Source organism: Gimesia benthica (assembly GCF_009720525.1).
In the GTDB taxonomy this organism is placed as follows: domain Bacteria; phylum Planctomycetota; class Planctomycetia; order Planctomycetales; family Planctomycetaceae; genus Gimesia; species Gimesia benthica.
The window spans coordinates 6,045,170-6,063,573 of sequence record NZ_CP043930.1 but is presented as its reverse complement, the minus strand read 5'-3'; the positions used below and the strand labels follow the sequence as shown (position 1 = coordinate 6,063,573).

Sequence of the window (18,404 nt, the reverse complement as noted above, 5' to 3'; positions counted from 1 at the left end):
AAATGCCATGACAACCGACCAGATCCGAGGTCATCAAACCATTCTGGAAATGCTCGACCGGGCCCTGTCCCGCGGACGCCTGCCGCACGCGCTGCTGTTCGCCGGTCCGGTGGGCGTGGGTAAGAACCGGGTCGCCCGTTATCTTGCCCAGTGCCTGTTCTGTGAACAGACTCCCTCAGACCAGCTCAGCTGCTGTCGCGAATGCAACTCCTGCAAACAGATGGCCGCCGGTACGCATCCCGATTTGATCAGCATCGAATGCCCTCCCGACAAAGCCATCCTCCCTTTAAGCCTGATCATCGGCAGCGAAGAGCGACGGGGCCGCGAAGGGGTCTGTTATGAAATGTCGCTCCGTCCCATGACCGGGAATCGACGGATTGCAGTCATTGACGACGCTGACAAAATGAATGCCGAGAGCGCCAACGCACTTTTGAAAACCCTGGAAGAGCCCTCGGCGAATTACCTGATGATTCTGATCGCCAGTGAGCTGGATGCGATCCTGCCCACCATTCGTTCCCGCTGCCAGCTGATCCGGTTTGCTGAACTCTCTGCAGACGATGTATCCGAACTGCTGCTGGAGCATCAACTGGCGGAGTCTCCCGAACAGGCGCAACAGGTTGCCCGACTGTCGGGGGGCTCGCTGGATGTCGCCAGCCAGTTGCTGGATGAGAACCTGCAGGAACTCAGGACAAGCATCACGCGCCTGTTGTGCCAGCATCCCTTCCGTCCGCAGGCGTTTTCACAGGCGGTGATCAAAGCAGTGGATGATATCGGCGGCAATACTGCAGCTCAGCGGAAAACTGCTCACTGGATCCTGCATTTCTGTGCCGACTTCTATCACCAGGCATTACAGACGGCCGCCGGACATGAGTCGGCGGTGAACAATGCGCAGATCGACAAATTTGTGAACGGATTCCCCGGCTCAACCGAAGACCGGATCGAGAAGCTGGGTTCGCTGCTGGATCGACTGCTGGAAACCGAAGAACAGATCGATCGGAACGCCACGATCAGCCTCTGTATCGAAAACCTGAGCGAAGACCTCCGGTCGCTGCAGAAAAGCACTTCCTGAACGCAAGTGCCAGTAACTGGGCACAGTCTGCTTTTTAAAAAAAACGATTTCACCCGAATCGATAGAGATTGATCCCTGCTGTTCGGCTATAATAGAATCTTAACAGCAGAATCCACACTTCTCCTGCAGAGGATTCTTCCCGAGGGATCCGCGGGCCATTCTGCTGCTGTTTCTGATCTCCATTCGATGAAATTATCATAGATGAATAACGAAGTCTCAGGTTACATCGTCCGCTACGGGTCAACTCGCATGATTGGCGAGTTCTCCACCAAGGGCCCCGATGAGTTGCCACGGAATGCCTCTGTCATTGTCAAAAGCGATCGCGGTCATGAATGGGGCGAAATTCTCTCTCCCGCCACGGACCGCGTACGCTCCTTCATGAAAGATACCAAAACCGTCGGCCGCATCATTCGCTCTGTCACCGATGATGATTATCGCCAGCGTGACAAGAATCGACACGAGGAACGCACAGAGTTTCTAGGCTGCCAGGACCTGGTGAAAGAACACAAGCTGCAGATGCAGCTGGTCGATGTGGAACATATTTTTGGTGGGGAAAGGATCATCTTTTATTACCTGGCCGAGAAACGCGTCGACTTCCGCGAACTGGTCAAAGCGCTGGCCCGCAAATATCGATCACGGATTGAAATGCGACAGATTGGTGTCCGGGATGAAGCCAAACTGCTGGCCGACTACGGCGACTGCGGCAAAACAGTGTGTTGTGGAACACATCTGACCGAAATGCCACCGGTATCCATGAAGATGGCCAAGCTGCAGAAAACCTCACTGGACCCTAACAAGCTTTCCGGTCGCTGTGGCAGACTCAAATGCTGCCTGCGCTACGAGTACGACACTTACCGCAGTTATAAAAAAGAACTGCCCCCGGTCGGTTCATTCGTCGTCACGGAGCAGGGGGAAGGAAAAGTCACCAATCAGGATATCCTTTCGGAATGCGTTCAGGTGATCTATCCCGATTCGCGAAAATCAATTGTCCATAGAAAAGATATTCAGGAAGTCATCAAGAAGAAAAAAGGGGAAGGCCAGCCCCCGGGAACGGGAAATCACTCAATCAAAAACCGGCCCGCTGAAATTGGCCAGATCGGGATTGATTTTCCTGAAAATCCCAATGATAATTTCTCGCTATCTGAAGCGCAATCTCCTAAGATAGTATTGACGAAGGTCTCTGTGACAGAAACACTGGATTGTAACAACATCAGAGACCGCAAACGCTCGAGTAAGAAGGTATGGGTGAAAACATGACATTTGCAACCAATCTAACCCGCCCCAAACTGCAATATCACCCGAATGCCTACGACTTTATCTTTGAAGCGTTGCAGCAGGCGCAAGAGATTTACGCACACTCCATCTCAGAACTCCCCGAACAGGAAGAAGCACATGTTTCGGGACAGGAACTCCTGGAGGGAGTGCGCATTCTGGCCCTCAAACAGTTCGGCCTGATGACCCAAACCGTGTTCAAACAATGGGGCGTGCAATCTACCAAAGACTTCGGCAAGATGGTCTTCGAAATGATCGAGCATGGCAGAATGCGGAAGACCGACAACGATCGCCTGGAAGATTTCGTCGACATCTACGACTTCCAGCAGGTGTTCGACGCGAACTACATCATCGACACCAGCGAAGTCTTCACACGCAACCCTGCGTAAAGACCGATTCGCCGCGACTCTGGCACCTGCCCGTCAGTCCCCATTTTCACCTCTTACAATTCTCGTCTGCGCGCGTTGCTGCGCTCCGTAAGTTTTTGCGTTTAACCAACTTTGTTAAGTTACTGTTATTGCAAAAAAAACCTTACGTGATACACTCCCCGGATAGAGTTTTTGCTGGAGTTTTACTTGTAGGTTTTTTGATCCTTTGAAAAACCTGTGCTGACTGTTGCCCGGAATCATATGAGGTTTTGAGGTTTTACAACAAGATTTACAACGGCTTATTAAATGGGGTTAACTCTAAGGATGAGGTTTTCTACCGTCGCTCGCTACTCGCTCGTTCGTCCTGTTCCCAAACTCATCACTCTAACCATCAGCATGCTCTTCTGCTCCGCTCCCTTGCTGGCAGCAGAAACATCAGATGCCTCGCCACCAGTGGCCGCATCTGAATCCGTCGTCATCAGCTGGCTACTTGCGATTGCAGGTGCGGTCTTCGCCCTGTTTACTGCTTATCGTTTTTTCTCCTGGATGGTCGCGCAGTCCGAAGGTGACGCCCGCATGAAGACCATCGCCGAGCATGTCCGTGAAGGAGCCCGTGCTTACCTGGACCAGCAGTTCAAGGTCGTGACCCTGTTCTTTGCCGTGGTCTGTGCACTGCTTGCCTTCATGGCCTTTGGCCTCAACACTCAATCACACTGGGTCCCCTTCGCCTTTTTGACGGGGGGCTTTTTCTCTGCACTGGCAGGCTGGTTTGGTATGCGAACCGCCACACTCGCCAGTGCTCGTACCGCCCATGCGGCGAAAGAATCACTCAACAACGGCCTGCAGGTCGCATTCCGCAGTGGTGCGGTGATGGGACTCGTCGTTGTGGGGCTCGGACTGTTGGACATCAGTCTCTGGTTCGGTGTCCTGCACTGGATCGTCAAGATGCCTCTGGCTGAGATCACCGTCACCATGCTCTGCTTTGGTATGGGAGCCAGTAGCCAGGCACTGTTTGCCCGCGTGGGTGGTGGTATCTTTACCAAAGCCGCGGACGTCGGAGCCGACCTCGTCGGTAAAGTGGAAGCAGGCATCCCCGAAGACGACCCGCGTAACCCGGCTACGATTGCTGACAACGTGGGCGACAACGTAGGTGATGTCGCCGGCATGGGGGCAGACCTTTATGAATCATACTGTGGTTCCATCCTGGCCAGTGGTGCTCTGGGTGTCGCCGCATATCACGGTTATCCCAAAATGCAGATGATGTGCCTGTTGCTGCCCATGTGTCTGGCCGCAGTCGGAATCTTCCTTTCGGTCACCGGGATCTTCATGGTGAAAACAGAGGAAGGTGCATCCCAAAAAAATCTGTTGAAAGCACTGGCCAAGGGAATCGACACTGCCGCCTTCTGTGTGATTGTCGCCTCCCTGGGCCTGGTCTGGATCATGCTGGTAATCCCTTCGCAGTCCGCGGGAATCCCAGAAGATTCTCCACTGCTGACGGGGAACAAACTGTTTGGTGTCTTCGGCGCGATCGTCTCCGGTCTGGTTGCAGGCTGGCTGATCGGGAAATGGACCGAGTATTCTACCAGCGATGAATTCAAACCGACTCGCTTCATCGCGGATCAGTCTTCAACTGGTCCAGCGACCGTGATTATCGCCGGGATCGCAGAAGGCTTTTACAGCGTCTGGGTACCGATTCTCGTGATTGGTGTCGCCATCATCGTCGCCTTTGGCTTATGCACCGGCTTCGACTTCCAGAACTCGCAGGTATTCGCGATGGGCCTGTATGGCGTTGCGATCGCCGCTGTGGGGATGTTGAGCACACTCGGGGTGACACTCGCCACCGATGCCTATGGTCCGATTGCCGACAATGCCGGCGGTAACGCGGAAATGAGCGGGCAGGAACCGTTTGTACGCCAGCGAACCGACGCCCTGGACAGTCTGGGGAACACGACAGCTGCTACCGGAAAAGGCTTCGCAATCGGCTCAGCTGCTTTGACAGCGCTGGCTCTGCTGGCCGCCTACGTGGAAGAAGTCCGCATCGGGTTTGAACGCTGGGTTGAGAACTCTGCCATCGTGCAAACGGTAACCGACGATCCCTCGAATGCGTCTGCACTGAAGCTGAGCAAAAACTGTATCGCGCTCCGTATTCCAGACAAGGACGGCAACGCTCCCAAACACAACAACATGGGTTACCTGCTGTTCCCCGCCCTGCACCAGACGCAAATTACGCCCGGGCGAACCAAAATCGAAGAAGCTGAAGTGGGATCGATTATCAACGGTCTGAACATCACAGAGCTCCTGCTGCGCAGCGACTGTGTGGAAGTCAAAAAAGCGACCGTCCCCGACTTCTCCCGTTTCTATAATTTCTCGCTGCTGAACCCCAAGGTACTGGTTGGGATCTTTTTCGGCGTGATGATTGCCTTCGTCTTTTGTGCGATGACAATGAAGGCTGTCGGCCGCGCCGCGGGTGCGATGGTGGACGAAGTCCGGCGGCAATTCCGTGAAATCGCAGGGATTATGGAAAACGAAGCCGAACCGGATTACGCCGCCTGTGTCGAAATCAGTACAGCTGCGGCACAGCGTGAAATGATTCTGCCCGCTATGCTGGGCCTGCTCTCCCCGGTTGTCGTGGGTGTCCTGCTGGGAGTCCCCGGCGTAGTAGGCCTGCTGGTGGGAGCCTTGACGAGTGGGTTCGCAGTTGCCATTATGATGGCTAATGCCGGTGGTGCCTGGGATAATGCTAAGAAGTACATCGAAGCAGGCGCACATGGCGGCAAGGGAACTGATGCGCACAAAGCCACAGTAGTAGGTGATACCGTAGGTGACCCGTTCAAGGACACCAGCGGTCCCAGCCTGAATATTCTGATCAAGTTGATGAGTATGGTTTCTGTTGTCATAGCCGGTTTTATCATCCAATACGCATTAGAGCTATTTTAAGTATTTGAAACAGGCTAAAGGTCACCAAAATCAATACCGAACCTTCTCAACAATCTGATTCCGTCGAAAGCATGTCGAGTCTGGAACGTGCCTGCCTGTGCGCCCGTGTCTGCGAACAGTTTAAAGGTCAGGACATCGTGGTCCTCGACGTCACGAAAATCACCCCACTGTTCGACTACTTCATCATCACCACCGCGAACAACCAGCGGCAGGCCCATGCCATTGCCGAGGAAATCCGAGTCCTGATGAAGCAGGATCACGCAAATCGCCGCAACATCGAAGGCAAGGACAGCAATTGGATCCTGGGTGACTATGGCGACGTAGTGCTGCACATCTTCACCGATGATGCCCGCGGGCTATACGACCTCGAGCGTCTCTGGGGGGATGCCCCCCAGTTGGACTGGCAGTCGCACAAACCCGCGGATTCGCAGTAAGCCTCTCGCGGTTTCTACCAATCTGACGTTGCAGCGTGTATTCTGGGTACCAGGAACGTACCCCCTTTGTATCGATGTTATTAATTCGGAGCGCCCCCGCTCCGAGCGGAACGAGAAACATGAATATCCTCGCCGAACTGAGAAGCCGGTTTGAACCTGTATTAACTGAATGGACCGACAATCCCTCTTCGGTCATCGACATGCTCAAAGCCTCACAGGACCCCAAATTCGGGGACTACCAGGCGAACTTCGCGATGCCACTGGCAGCCAGAATTCCCGACCTGAAACCGCGTGACCTGGCCGCGCAAATCGTCGAAAAGGTGGACCTGTCTGATTTCTGTGAACCACTGGAAATTGCCGGCCCGGGTTTTATCAACATCAAACTCAAACAGGACTGGCTCCAGGAACAGTCCCGGCAGCTGGTTCAGGACGAACGAGTGGGCGTGTCCGCCGCTGAAACGCCTCAGAAAGTCGTGGTCGACTTCTCCGCGCCGAATGTTGCCAAACCGATGCACGTCGGTCACCTGAGAAGTACCGTGATCGGCGATGCCAACTATCGGGTCCTGAAATTTCTGGGGCACGATGTCGTAGGTGATAACCACATCGGCGACTGGGGTACCCAGTTCGGGATGATCATCTTTGGCTACAAGCATTTTCTAAACCAGGCAGCCTTCCAGGAGGCCCCGGTTACCGAGCTGGCACGACTTTACCGGCTGGTCAACCAGTTGTCTGATTACCACGCTTCTAAAAACTCTCTTCTGCAGAAGGAACAGGAAATCGAGCAGCTGACGGAAAAGCTGCAGACGCTCGAGGGAACAGCAGACCAGACTGACAAAAAGGTACAAAAACAGCTTAAAAAACTCAAAGCCGAACTGGATGACAAACAAAAAGCCCTCAGTTCACTGCAGGAAAGCCTCAGCCAGCTGGAAGCCAATGAAGACCTGCACAGCAAGGCGGTCGCCTTTCCGGATATCGCTCGACTGGCGCGGGAAGAAACCGCAAAACTCCATGCCGGTGATGCTGAGAACAACGACCTGTGGAAACAGTTTCTCCCGCAGTGCCTGGATGCCATTCAGGGCGTATACGATCGACTTGACATCCACTTTGACATGGCACTGGGGGAAAGCTATTACCAGCCCATGCTGGCGGATGTGGTCGCGGACCTGAAAGCCAAAGGTCTGGCAACTGAGAGCCAGGGAGCGATCTGTGTTTTCATCGAAGGCAAAGAGGCTCCCTTCATCGTGCAGAAACAGGATGGTGCCTTCACCTATGCCACAACCGACCTGGCAACGATCAAGTACCGGGCAGAGGAGCTCAAAGCAGATCGAGTCCTGTACGTGGTTGATTCCCGACAGAGCGAACACTTTCAACTGCTGTTCGCCACAGTCAAGGAATGGGGCTACTCCAATCTGGAACTGCAACACGTCAGCTTCGGAACCGTACTGGGCAAAAACAAACGACCTTATAAAACCCGATCGGGCGATACGGTCGGCCTGGAAAGCCTGTTGGACGAAGCTATCGAGAGCGCTTACCAGATCGTGTCCCAGAATGACGATGCCAAACCGAATGGCCCGGAACTGGATGAAGCCGAGAGACGGGATGTCGCTGAAGTTGTGGGGCTGGGAGGCATCAAATACGCCGACCTGAAGCACAACCGGGACAGCGACTATATCTTTGACCTGGACAAAATGCTGGCCAAGCAGGGTGATACGGCCACCTACATGCAGTACGCTTATGCCCGGGTGAATGGCATCTTCCGCAAGGGAGGCATCGACAGAGAAGAACTGCGGACGCATCAGCAGTCTCTCAACCTGATTGAACCTACCGAAATCGCCCTGGCGATGAAAATCAACCGGTACTCTGAGATCCTGGAAAGTGTCGCCGCGGAAGCACGGCCCAACTACCTGACCAACTACCTCTACGAACTGGCTGACCTCTTCAGTACCTTCTATGACGTCTGCCCCGTGTTAAAGGCTGACGATGAGACTGTCAGAACGAGCCGACTGCTGCTCTCCGATCTGACCGCCCGGGTCGTTCAGAATGGCCTGTCACTCCTGGGGATCAGAACCTGCGAGCGAATGTGATCCTTTGCTCTCGCATCAAGAAACAAAAAAAAACGCATTCCACAAAATGGAATGCGTTTTTTTATGAATATTACCCGGCAAGGGCTCGAACCTTGACTAACAGAATCAAAATCTGTTGTGCTACCATTACACTACCGGGTAATGAGTTTCTGTCAATTCAGACACAGTAGCCCAACTCAGGTTCACCGCTGGAGACCAGTAATGAACCTGGCGAACGGAGTTTATTGGATCTCCGCAAATCTGACAAGAGTTCTCTTTCAGAAAAACGGGATCTTTTTATTTCACTAGTCGTTACGCAGCTTGAGGTTCATCTCGGTCAGCTTCTCGCGAATTTCGTTCAGCGAGGTCACACCGAAGTTCCGGCTGGCCAGCAGCTCGTCCGGGCTGCGACGCAGCAGCTCACCAATGGTGCCGATACCGAGACGCGACATACATTTTCGCGAACGCACGGAAAGCCCCAGATCGGAGATCGGCTTTTCGGTAACCGGGTTGTCTGCCAGTTCCGGAGGCAGAGCGGCATAGCCACCTTCCTGCCCCAGAGCCTCGTGCAGGTTCTGACCGATGTGCAGACCGAAGGAAGACAGCATCTCGCGAATTTCGTCCAGTGAGGTCTGCCCAAAGTTCTTACCGGCCAGCAGATCGTTTTCACTGACGCGTGTCAGATCACCCAGCGTGTGAATGTCCATCGCGTGCAGACAGTTGCGGCTGCGGACAGACAGTTCGAAGTCGGTAACGGGACGATCCAGCAGCTGCTTCATGCGGGCTTCGTTGCGGGCAGTCTCTTCGTCGTAGTACATGTTGTCGGCTGCTTCGATGTCCTTGAGGTACATCGCTGCCATCTCGTTGGTTGGATCCGCTTCCAGAATCCGACGGAAACAGAAGGCAGCAGCCGGGTAGTTTTCCATGTCTTCGTAAAGCAGACCCAGGTTCAGGATCGCGCCTAGGTAGAACGGCGGGCTGGAAAGAGACTGCTCATACAGGCGAATCGCATCTTCGTCGTTTCCACGTGATGCGTTTTCTCCAGCCAGACGGAAGATAGCCCGTGAATGACGGGGATCCATGTCGACGGCACGTTCGAAGTATTCAATTGCGCCATACAGGTCGCCACGATCGGACCGAATGCAACCCATCTGGAATGAGTACTCAGCACGACCAGCGGCATCTTTGGCGATGGAAGAGAGCAGCGATTCTGCTTCATCCAGCTTGCTGACCAGACGACGGGTTTCTGCACGCCGCAGCGAGCATTCGATCGAGTCGTAACCCAGCTTGGCAGCAGCTTCCAGCTGTTGATCTGCATCGTCATAACGTTTGAGAGCGATCAGCGAGACGGCATGAAAAAAAGCAGCGGTTGCGTTATCCGTGACTTTTTCCAGTTCGATAACGGCCTGCCGATGCTTACCCAGCAGATGCAGGGCGATGCCGACCCGGGCACACAGTGCCGAAGAACTTTCTCCGTCTGCAATGCGTTTGACGAGCGACTGTACTTCACTGTTGAGCTCTGAAACCTGATCAGAGCAAACAATTCTTTTCAATTGCTCGACATCCGAGTAGCCTACACTCTCAGTGCTGTTAAATACACCTTTTACGTCAATTAATTCGTCGACACTCACACTAAGTTCCTTTATTGCAGCTGGCGCGCAGATGGAAGCGTACAACGGGCTTTTTCACAGAACCTGTTGCCAAATTTCACAAATTCAAATCTTACAGTCTGACCTGGCAAACGGCAACCATCAAGGCCTGTTTAGCCCCTTATCCGGCTGTAGTTATGTACCTCAGGCCTCTTCTCGACACCACAAAAGATACACAAGTTCACCATTTCTGGCCAAATCAGCGTACGAGGGCCTGATATCCCCCATCGCTGGGTGCTCCTGGCAGGTGCAGGTTCTCCTGGACGATCTGTCGTTCCGGGAATTGGGTTAACACCTTTTTCAACAACTCGCCATTCTCCCGTGGGTCAAAAGAGCAGGTGGAATACACGAGCCGGCCTTCCGGTTTGAGCTGTCTGAGTGCTGTTTGCAGTAAGTCCTGCTGGATCTTCTGGAGTTCCTGGAGAGAGTGCTCTTCCAGCCGCCAGCGAGCCTCAGGGCGTTTCCCCAGCACACCTGAATTCGAACAGGGAGCATCGACCAGAATGGCATCGAACTGCTCTTCAGGCAGCGTAGCCCCCCTGGTGTTGATCAACTGTGTGCGAATGCAGGTCAGCCCCAGTCGGGATGCATTCTGTTCGATTTTTTCCAGACGGTCCGGGGAGACATCGGTGGCGACGATCGTACCCCGATTGAACATCAGCTCTGCCAGATGTGTGGTTTTGGTTCCCGGTGCTGCACACAGATCCCAGACCGTTTCCTCCGGTTGCGGACTGAGCAGGTTGCCGGCGGCCATCGCCGATTCATCCTGGATGGTAAACTTACCGGCATCGAAGCCGACCAGTGACTCAAGCGGAACTGCGTTTTCGAGACGGATTGATTGCGGCTCTGCGCCCGGGCTGACTGCGATTCCTGCAGACTGCAGCTCGTTCAAGAGTTCATCCCGACTGTTCTGCAGCAGATTCGTACGCAGGTAGAGGGTATTACGCTGGTTGAACCATTGCGCGATGGATTGAACCTGCTGGCTGTCATATCGCGACAACCAGTCTGTCATCACCGACTGCGGATAGCTGAATGCCCGCGAAAAATATCCTGCCTGATCGACTTTCGGATCCGGAAACAGATCCGTTGTTAGACAGCGAAACCGCTGTGCGCTGAGTGGGACTGCATTCGCCTGGGGCTCTGTGACTTCGTCTGTGGTCAGCAGTCTGCCCACTGACCTCAGGATGGCATTCACCAGTTTCTTCCAGCGTTCCCTGCCGACCTTTCCGGCCAGTTCGACGGTTTCTGAAACAGCAGCATGATCGGGAATCTGATCGAGCATCACCAGCTGATAGACGCCGGTTCTGAGCAGTGTCCAAAGTGCCGGCTCAACCTTCTCGCGGGGGCGTGTGAGCTGGCTTTCAATCAGTGTGTCCAGTGTCAACTGGCGGCGGATCACGCCGATGCTGATTTCCATTGCAAGGCGACGGTCCTGCTGCGACAGATCGATCCGACGACTCCACTGTTGCAGGGAATCAGCGACAAACTGGTCCTCCGTGCGATACGCTTCCAGCAGAAAAAAGGCGAGTTGCCGGGCGGAACGAAAATATTGCGGTAGCGCCAGCTCATCCGCCGGACGGGACTTTGATTGATCTTCCCAGACGTTTTTTTTCATCACGACGTCTGACCACACAACCATTCCAGGTCGTCAAAAAACCGGGGATATGTTTTCGCAGTACAGCCGGGATCTGCAATCTGAATACCGGGCACCTTCAACCCCACCAGGGCAAAGCTCATCGCCATCCGATGGTCGTCGTAGGTCTCAATCACCGCCGGCTGAATTTCTCCGGGATGAATTGTCACGGAGTCATCCGTTTCTTCGACTTGAATCCCCATGCGTTTCAGTTCGGTCGCGATGGCAGACAGACGGTCTGTTTCCTTATGTCGGATATGAGCAACGTTGCGGATACACGTTGGTCCCTCAGCAAACAGAGCTACTGCTGCCAGCGTCTGGGCGGTATCGCTGATTTCATTCATATCAACATCAATGCCCTTTAAGGGTTTCCCGTGTACCGTAATGCTGTTACGGTCCCGCTTGATGTCACAGCCCATGTCTTCCAGAACGCGGATGAAGTTAATATCTCCCTGCAAGGCATCCTGGTTGAGTCCGTCCACGGTGACCGAACCGCCTGTGATCGCAGCTGCTGCAAAAAAGTAGCTCGCGGCGGAAGCATCCGGCTCAATATCATAGGCGCCGGGTCGCTGATAAGTTTGCGGCAGGATTCTCCAGACATCATTCTGCACTCGATCTATGGTCACACCGAATTGCGCCATCACACCAAGGGTGATGTCCAGATAGGGCCTCGAAACCATCTCGCCCTGAATGGTAATTGTTGTGGGTCCCAGTGCAGCTGGCGCCACCATCAGCAGGGCACTCAGATACTGACTGGAGACATTACCGGCAATCGCCGTTTCTCCACCCAACAATCCTCGGGCTTTTACCCGGACTGGCGGACAACCAGTGCCGGATTCACAGGAAACATCGACTCCCAGCTGTGCAAGGGCGTCAATCAGATCCTGAATCGGTCGCTGCCGCATACGTGCGTTACCGTCCAGCTGAAATTCCCCCTGCCCTACCGAGCAGAGCGCGGTCAGAAAACGGATACTGGTGCCACTGTTTTCCAGCCAGAGTGACGCTTCGCTGGCGGGGATCTGGCCCCCGCAGCCTTGAACGACGACTGTGCAATTTTCCGGATCGTGATCGACGTTAATTCCCAGTCGGTTCAGGCTTTCGATCATCACCTGGGTATCACGACTGTCCAGGACGCCGGTCAGTTCAGTCTGCCCCTCTGCCAAGGCAGCGACAATTAACGCGCGATTAGTGATGCTCTTGGAACCGGGTGGTCTGACAGCCCCGTTGAGCGGACCGGAAACTGGTTGAACCTGGTAAGTGTCGGACATGCGATAAACTATGAACTAGGAAAGGCTTCTGATACGGACGGATCAGGATCTGCGACAGACCGTCTACACCCACACAGCATACACGTTCGCTCGCCAAAGCTAAAGTGAGGGACCTGTGATCCTGATCGGTCTCAGGTATTTTTAATCGCCTGAGAGAGCCCTTCCCAGATACTGGGATACTGTAACTGCACTCCCAGCTCTTCACGTAACCTTTTGTTATTACATCGTTTATTAACACCAGCAGCACGTTCAGTGCTATTAGGGCGGGTCGATTTTGACTTCACATCCGCCGCTTCTCCCGTCGCAAACCGGGGCTGAGGTGCTTCGAGCAGTTGAGCCAGGGTTTCGTAATATTCCTGACGCGTTACGGGACGACTGTCACTCACCAGATAATGGGAAGCGAGCTGCAAGTCTCCATCACAGCGGAGGATTGTCTGAACGATGTCATCCAGATGAATCAGATTCAGCCAGGCATCAGGTCTACCCGCCAGTGGTTCTCCCGCTTTGATCTGTTCCATCCGGGCCAGCAGTCTCCCGGGACCATAAATCCCTGCCAGTCTGAGAATTACAGCCCGTGCGTTTCCCTCGACAACTGCTTCTCCGAGCAGTTTCTGCTGGGCGAACAACTGTTCTGCCTCCAGACAGATCTGCCCGTTCTCCCGCTCCGGTTCGCATGCCGAGGTCTCGTCGACCCACTCCCCCGCCGTCTGACCATAGACACTGGTACTGGAGAGATAAATGATCTGCTGTGTACGCTCTTTAATTACTGACAGGGCATGCGCGAGACCTTCGACGTAAACTTCGCGTCGAGACTGGCTCGCAGATCGATCAAAGCCCACCGCATACAACACGGTTTCCGACTCGGGGAGGCCCTGCAGCGTTTCCGGATTTGTGATCTCTCCCAGGACGGGCTGAATTCCCAGATCGGAAAACTGCTGTGCGTTGGCTTCCGAGCGCGTGAGTGCAGCCACATCGTGCCCCGCCTCCAGCCATCGACGAGCCACTTCCCGTCCTACATATCCACAACCAATGATCAGTTTTTGCATCGGAACCTGTTTTCTCTGAAATTTTATGTGTGCCCTGCTTCAACGTTTACCGCGAATACGGGGGGCCAGTTGAGTCGCTCCCTGCAACACGAGGGCGATCTGTGCCTGAATCTGCTCGCGCAGTTCCTCTTCTGTTGAATCCGTCAGGTACTCGGTTAACTGAAACCGGTCCGGGGCTTCAAGCTCTGTCTGCAGCCTGGTAAAACGGTCCGCCATTCTATCAAGTACATCCTCGAGTTCCGCCTGCGTCAGATCATAACGCTCAAGTGTGGAAGAGTCAGCCGTTCTCACCTTAGTCAAGCGGGCCAGTGTGTTCCCCTGGGTCCGATAGAGGTGGCCGTCGAGATAGGCGCGCCTCAGATGTCCCTCTTCATCGAACTGGTAAACCGGATCGCCGCCTAAGTAAAACGAAAACTGCCCACTGCGTTTCTGTCCCCAGAAAACGGGTTCTGATTCCCGAGGTACCTGGAATTCTGCCCGGGGAAAAAGGGCGATCGCTTCCCGCATCAGATCTTCGCGGTCCTGTTCGTGAAGCGCCATCAGAACCTCTTATTCCGCTCAGACACTGTGACTCCCAGACGTCTCTCAGTCGAACAGGTGGCTGACCGATTCATTGCGATGTATTCGGCGAATGGCTTCTCCCAGCAGGGGTGCAATCGAAATCGTACGTAAATTCGAAAGCTTGTCCTGATCGGGAATCGGCAGACTGTTGGTCACCACAATCTCTTTGATGGGAGCTTCGCTGAGAGACTTGATTGCCGGTCCACAAAAGACAGCATGGGAAGCACCAACATAAATTTCTTTGGCACCATGCTCTTTAACCACATTCACGGCTCCCACAATCGAACCGGCCGTGGAGATCATGTCGTCAAACAGCAGGGCGATTTTGCCTTCGATCGGACCGCCGATAATATTGGCCTGCTGTGTTTCCAGGGCGTTCTTGCGGCGTTTATCCACAATCGCCAGCGTGCCCCCGATATTATTATTGTGCTGCAGCGTCCGCTTGATGCTGCCTTCATCGGGGCTGACGACCACCAGATCCTTATCGGGAATATTCAGGCTGCGGAAATAGCGGTCGAGAATCGGCGCTGCATACAGGTGATCCACGGGGGTATCAAAGAAACCCTGAATCTGAGCTGCATGCAGGTCCATCGCCAGGACGCGATCCGCGCCTGCTTCGTTGATGAGGTTGGCGACCAGTTTGGAGGTAATCGGAACCCGTCCCGAGTCTTTCCGGTCCTGGCGGGCATAGCCAAAATAGGGAATGACGGCGGTGATCCGTTCGGCACTCGCACGTCGACAGGCATCCATCAGGATCAACAGTTCCATCAGGTTATCATTGACCGGCGGTGAAGTGGGCTGCACGATAAAAACATCGCGTCCCCGCACGTTCTGATTGAGTTTCAGGCTGATTTCCCCATCCGGAAAATTCGATAATTCGACTGAGGCCAGTCGAATGCCGAGATATTCTGCAATTTCTCCGGCCAGTTTGGGATGAGCTCGTCCACTGAGAAGTGTGAGGTGGTCATACATTGAAAAAAAAGCCTGCAGTAGTGCAATACCTGGGGTAGCGGGATTCAGATCTGCGAGAGCCAGACAGTTCTGCCCGGTCCGTTTCTCTATTCACGCTTATCCAGAGAAAGATGTCAAGCATGAGCTTTCGATTTCATGCGAAACTACCCAAATGCCTTGCTTTGCACATTTTTTACTGGCATTAACGGCTGAGGATTCCATGGAAACCGGAGCGATTATTACGCCGTTTCCTGTTGCAGAATGTCTGCGACCTCAGCCAGCTGTTCCTGGGTATTGACGCCCAGCGCTTCCTGGATAGTGAATGCGGTTTCTGCCAGGACCGTTTCCCCGTCTTTGAGTAGAATTTCTGCACAGTCGGTCAGATAGTATTCGGCCTGATTGTTATTGGGTCTGACCTGATTCAGAGCTTTGAATAACTGTCTGCCATCGAATGCAAAACAGCCCGTGTTGATTTCAAGAATCGCAGCTTCTTCCGGGGTCGCATCTTTCTGTTCCACGATCCGCAGGAAACTGCCGTTCGTGTCGCGCACGATGCGTCCGAGACCTTCGTTGGCTTCGGTGATCGCGGTCCCTACTACGCAGGCAGCATTCTGCTGTTGCTGAACTTCCAGCAGACGCGAGAGTGAACTCCCTTTCAACAGTGGTGTATCTCCCGCGAGTACGAGTACCGGTCCGTCATGTTCGGCCAGATTATCGGCACTCATCATTACGGCATGTCCCGTCCCCTTCTGTTCTGCCTGCAGAGCAAACTCCACATCCGGATGGTGGGACAACGCTGTTTTGACCTCTTCCGCTTTATGCCCCACGATGACCACAATTTTTTCGCAGCCGGCAGCGCGGGCGGCGTCCAGCACATAATCAATCATGGGACGCCCCAGAATCGGGTGCAGGACCTTGGGAAGTTCAGATTTCATCCGGGTACTTTTACCAGCGGCGAGGATCACTGCAGCAGGAGCGCTCACTTCAAATTCCTTTATCTATAAAAAAAGAGCGGAAAGACATCAGCCAAACCGCTCCGTGTTTCATTTTAATTCCATCACAGCCTGTTGTTCGCTGAAGCACAGATCTGATTTAGAACTGGAAGCCGAAGCGGGCCATGAAGCCGTCTTTGGTATCAAATCCGCCACCGGAACCGAAGTAAGCACGACGACGGAATACACCACCAGCCTCGAGGAACATCGACATACAGGCGCCTTCGCCCCGCAAACCGAGCATCAGAGCATAATCCTGGAATTCCACCTGGTCACGGTTGGCGATACCGGTTCGTTCGACTTCGAAGGACTCGATATCGTATTCGAAGGTACCATACAGCCAGACGCTCTTATCGCCGACGTTACCCAGGAAGCGACTGACGCGTGATTTGGGGAACATCGCCCGGATTTCCCAGAGATCATTCGGGGTCCAGACAACACCAGCATAAGGAATAATGTAATCACCCAACCGGTCCCAGTAAGCGGCACCGACGGCAAACATCCAGGTTTGAGAAGGACGATAGAACAGCACGACACGAGCATCAAACTGCCAGGCATGCGAGCTCAGGCTTTTGCCGAAGTCGGAAGCCAGGGCGGGCGTGAAACCAAGTTGAACACTCCAGAGGCCGTTGGCCGGCGTCGATAATGCCAGGTCACTCCCAAAGCGATAGCCAGCACCGGGCAGTGAGATAAACTGAGGACCATTCCAGCCCCGATAATCAAATTCGGGAGCTGCAGAAAAGATCCAGCCACTCCGCAGGGGAGTTGAATATTTCAGGTCGACATCGGTTTCGAAGACACCAAAATTACCACCATCTGCACCGCCGGGCTGTGCATAAGTACGAACTTTGGGCATCAGACCAAAGGTTAAACTGGAACTCCAGCCAAAACGAAACGGCTGAGGACCATTTAATCCAGTCGTATAACCGGGCATGGGCGAACCTGCATAGGGATCGACAATGCCACCAGCGCCAGGTGTCAGGAACGGATCGTATCCCGGTCCGGGAGACGGTGCGCCGTAGAGGTTTCCGGCTCCCATATTCGGATCGAAGGGTTGTCCGTCCGGTACGGTATAACCTCCCCCTGCTGGTGGATAGCCTCCCCCTGCTGGCGGAGTTGTTCCGTAAGGAATCGATTCCTCGTAGGTGGGAGTCGGACTTTGCGCACGAATCACATCATCAAAATCCGACGCTGGTCTATAAATTGTGGTCAGTTCAGTGGCCTGAGCATTCAGACCCGCTGTGAAAACAATGGCTAGACAAAGAAGAGTAGTTTTCAATGTTCGACCTGTGAATATGAAGGTAAATCAGGTTTCGAGCAGAAACGCTCTTTTTCTGAAGGGAGAGCCGGCCACACTGTGTTGCACAGCTCTAATGACTCGGGGGTGGTTCAGTGGGGGGAGTTTTCCAGAATCGTCGAATCAGGTCAACATCAATCTGCAGACTCGCAGCAGCATACTTGAGGAAAAAAATAAATTTTTCCTCAAATTTTGAGACTTTTTTGGAATGCAAGAAAGGGCAGTTTTCAGCGGAAACTGCTGGGGCTCATGGAATTAAGCAGTTTTGGCGCAGTTTTCGGCGAGGAGAACATGCGAGAAGACAGCGAGCCAAAAGGAAGCGCTTCGCATACCGGCCAGCCAGATATCGCGTGGGATACTGACTGGCGGTTCGAATGACAGGGACGACTTAGCAGATCCAGTCGATTCCCCGAGCAACGGGGATTTCCAGGTTTACTTGTGGTAACCCAGACCGGTCACGACGGAGTGCAGCTCTTCGAAGGTGATAAACCGACGACGGTGACGCAGTTTGTACTGGTCGATAGCCTGAGCCAGTTCGTTGACGTCTTCATTTTCAGAGTTGTAGGAATTGCTGAACTGACGACGTTCGACGCCGCCATCGGGACGCTGTTCCCCACGATTCTGACGACGATCCTGAAAAGTGACAGCCTGTTGCTCGGTAACCTGGTTCATAAGATTGCTCCTCATTTTAAAACTTACCAGGTAAAACCTAGTATGGATTTCCCGGTAAGCTGCGAAATACTGTGATCTGCAACGGTTAATTCTGTGACTTGCTGCGGAAGATGCCTGCTGTTCCGATCAGAGGGATCGTGGGAGAAATGCAGCACAATCGAGTTATGCAGGATGCTGGGGAGTCAATCTCGG

The 18,404-nt window shown here is 53.8% G+C and carries 15 protein-coding genes and 1 tRNA gene; 6 read left to right on the top strand and 10 right to left on the bottom strand.

Annotation, left to right across the window (positions count from 1 at the left end; translation table 11 throughout):
* The first annotated feature begins 7 nt into the window (after nucleotides 1–7).
* The 6 genes from holB (at nucleotide 8) to argS (ending at nucleotide 8,164) form a co-directional block, all read left to right on the top strand.
* Nucleotides 8–1,069, top strand: a complete 1,062-nt coding sequence (gene holB / locus F1728_RS23500; RefSeq protein WP_155366108.1) for a DNA polymerase III subunit delta' — start codon at nucleotides 8–10, stop codon at nucleotides 1,067–1,069.
* 201 nt (nucleotides 1,070–1,270) lie between these two features.
* Entirely contained in the window at nucleotides 1,271–2,326 is a 1,056-nt protein-coding gene (locus F1728_RS23495; protein WP_228030315.1) for a PSP1 domain-containing protein, read from the top strand.
* Complete coding sequence (locus F1728_RS23490; protein WP_228030314.1) at nucleotides 2,323–2,730, top strand: Minf_1886 family protein; 408 nt, start codon at nucleotides 2,323–2,325, stop codon at nucleotides 2,728–2,730. The genes F1728_RS23495 and F1728_RS23490 overlap by 4 nt, the downstream gene beginning before the upstream one ends.
* Nucleotides 2,731–3,033: 303 nt before the next feature.
* Nucleotides 3,034–5,646 carry a sodium-translocating pyrophosphatase gene (locus F1728_RS23485; protein ID WP_228030313.1) on the top strand — a complete coding sequence of 871 codons (2,613 nt, stop codon included), beginning with the start codon at nucleotides 3,034–3,036 and terminating at the stop codon, nucleotides 5,644–5,646.
* Nucleotides 5,647–5,717: 71 nt separating this feature from the next.
* Nucleotides 5,718–6,080 carry a ribosome silencing factor gene (rsfS, locus tag F1728_RS23480; protein ID WP_228030312.1) on the top strand — a complete coding sequence of 121 codons (363 nt, stop codon included), beginning with the start codon at nucleotides 5,718–5,720 and terminating at the stop codon, nucleotides 6,078–6,080.
* Between the two features lie 119 nt (nucleotides 6,081–6,199).
* A complete protein-coding gene (gene argS / locus F1728_RS23475; protein WP_155366106.1) occupies nucleotides 6,200–8,164 on the top strand; it encodes an arginine--tRNA ligase in 1,965 nt (654 codons plus the stop codon).
* 70 nt (nucleotides 8,165–8,234) lie between these two features.
* Here argS and F1728_RS23470 read toward each other — a convergent pair.
* The 10 genes from F1728_RS23470 to F1728_RS23425 all read right to left on the bottom strand — a co-directional run bounded on the left by F1728_RS23470 (nucleotide 8,235) and on the right by F1728_RS23425 (nucleotide 18,212).
* A tRNA-Gln gene (locus F1728_RS23470) sits at nucleotides 8,235–8,305 on the bottom strand.
* A 143-nt stretch (nucleotides 8,306–8,448) separates the two neighbouring features.
* On the bottom strand, nucleotides 8,449–9,774 hold the full coding sequence (locus tag F1728_RS23465) for a DNA-directed RNA polymerase subunit alpha C-terminal domain-containing protein (protein WP_228030311.1): 1,326 nt from the start codon (nucleotides 9,772–9,774) through the stop codon (nucleotides 8,449–8,451).
* Nucleotides 9,775–9,991: 217 nt separating this feature from the next.
* Nucleotides 9,992–11,425 (bottom strand): 16S rRNA (cytosine(967)-C(5))-methyltransferase RsmB, encoded by a 1,434-nt coding sequence (rsmB, locus tag F1728_RS23460; protein ID WP_194242487.1) that lies wholly within the window; start codon nucleotides 11,423–11,425, stop codon nucleotides 9,992–9,994.
* Complete coding sequence (gene aroA, locus F1728_RS23455) at nucleotides 11,407–12,693, bottom strand: 3-phosphoshikimate 1-carboxyvinyltransferase (RefSeq protein WP_155366104.1); 1,287 nt, start codon at nucleotides 12,691–12,693, stop codon at nucleotides 11,407–11,409. Before aroA ends, rsmB begins: the two co-directional genes overlap by 19 nt.
* 131 nt (nucleotides 12,694–12,824) lie before the next feature.
* Nucleotides 12,825–13,739 (bottom strand): SDR family oxidoreductase, encoded by a 915-nt coding sequence (locus tag F1728_RS23450; protein WP_155366103.1) that lies wholly within the window; start codon nucleotides 13,737–13,739, stop codon nucleotides 12,825–12,827.
* A gap of 39 nt (nucleotides 13,740–13,778) precedes the next feature.
* Nucleotides 13,779–14,279, bottom strand: coding sequence for a hypothetical protein (locus F1728_RS23445; protein ID WP_155366102.1), 501 nt, complete (start codon nucleotides 14,277–14,279; stop codon nucleotides 13,779–13,781).
* Nucleotides 14,280–14,324: 45 nt separating this feature from the next.
* Nucleotides 14,325–15,272, bottom strand: coding sequence for a ribose-phosphate diphosphokinase (locus tag F1728_RS23440; RefSeq protein WP_145042428.1), 948 nt, complete (start codon nucleotides 15,270–15,272; stop codon nucleotides 14,325–14,327).
* A gap of 218 nt (nucleotides 15,273–15,490) precedes the next feature.
* Nucleotides 15,491–16,234 (bottom strand): NTP transferase domain-containing protein, encoded by a 744-nt coding sequence (locus F1728_RS23435; protein ID WP_155366101.1) that lies wholly within the window; start codon nucleotides 16,232–16,234, stop codon nucleotides 15,491–15,493.
* Between the two features lie 109 nt (nucleotides 16,235–16,343).
* Complete coding sequence (locus F1728_RS23430) at nucleotides 16,344–17,417, bottom strand: hypothetical protein (protein WP_155366100.1); 1,074 nt, start codon at nucleotides 17,415–17,417, stop codon at nucleotides 16,344–16,346.
* Between the two features lie 555 nt (nucleotides 17,418–17,972).
* Nucleotides 17,973–18,212, bottom strand: coding sequence for a hypothetical protein (locus tag F1728_RS23425; RefSeq protein WP_145188998.1), 240 nt, complete (start codon nucleotides 18,210–18,212; stop codon nucleotides 17,973–17,975).
* Between the last annotated feature and the right edge of the window lie 192 nt (nucleotides 18,213–18,404).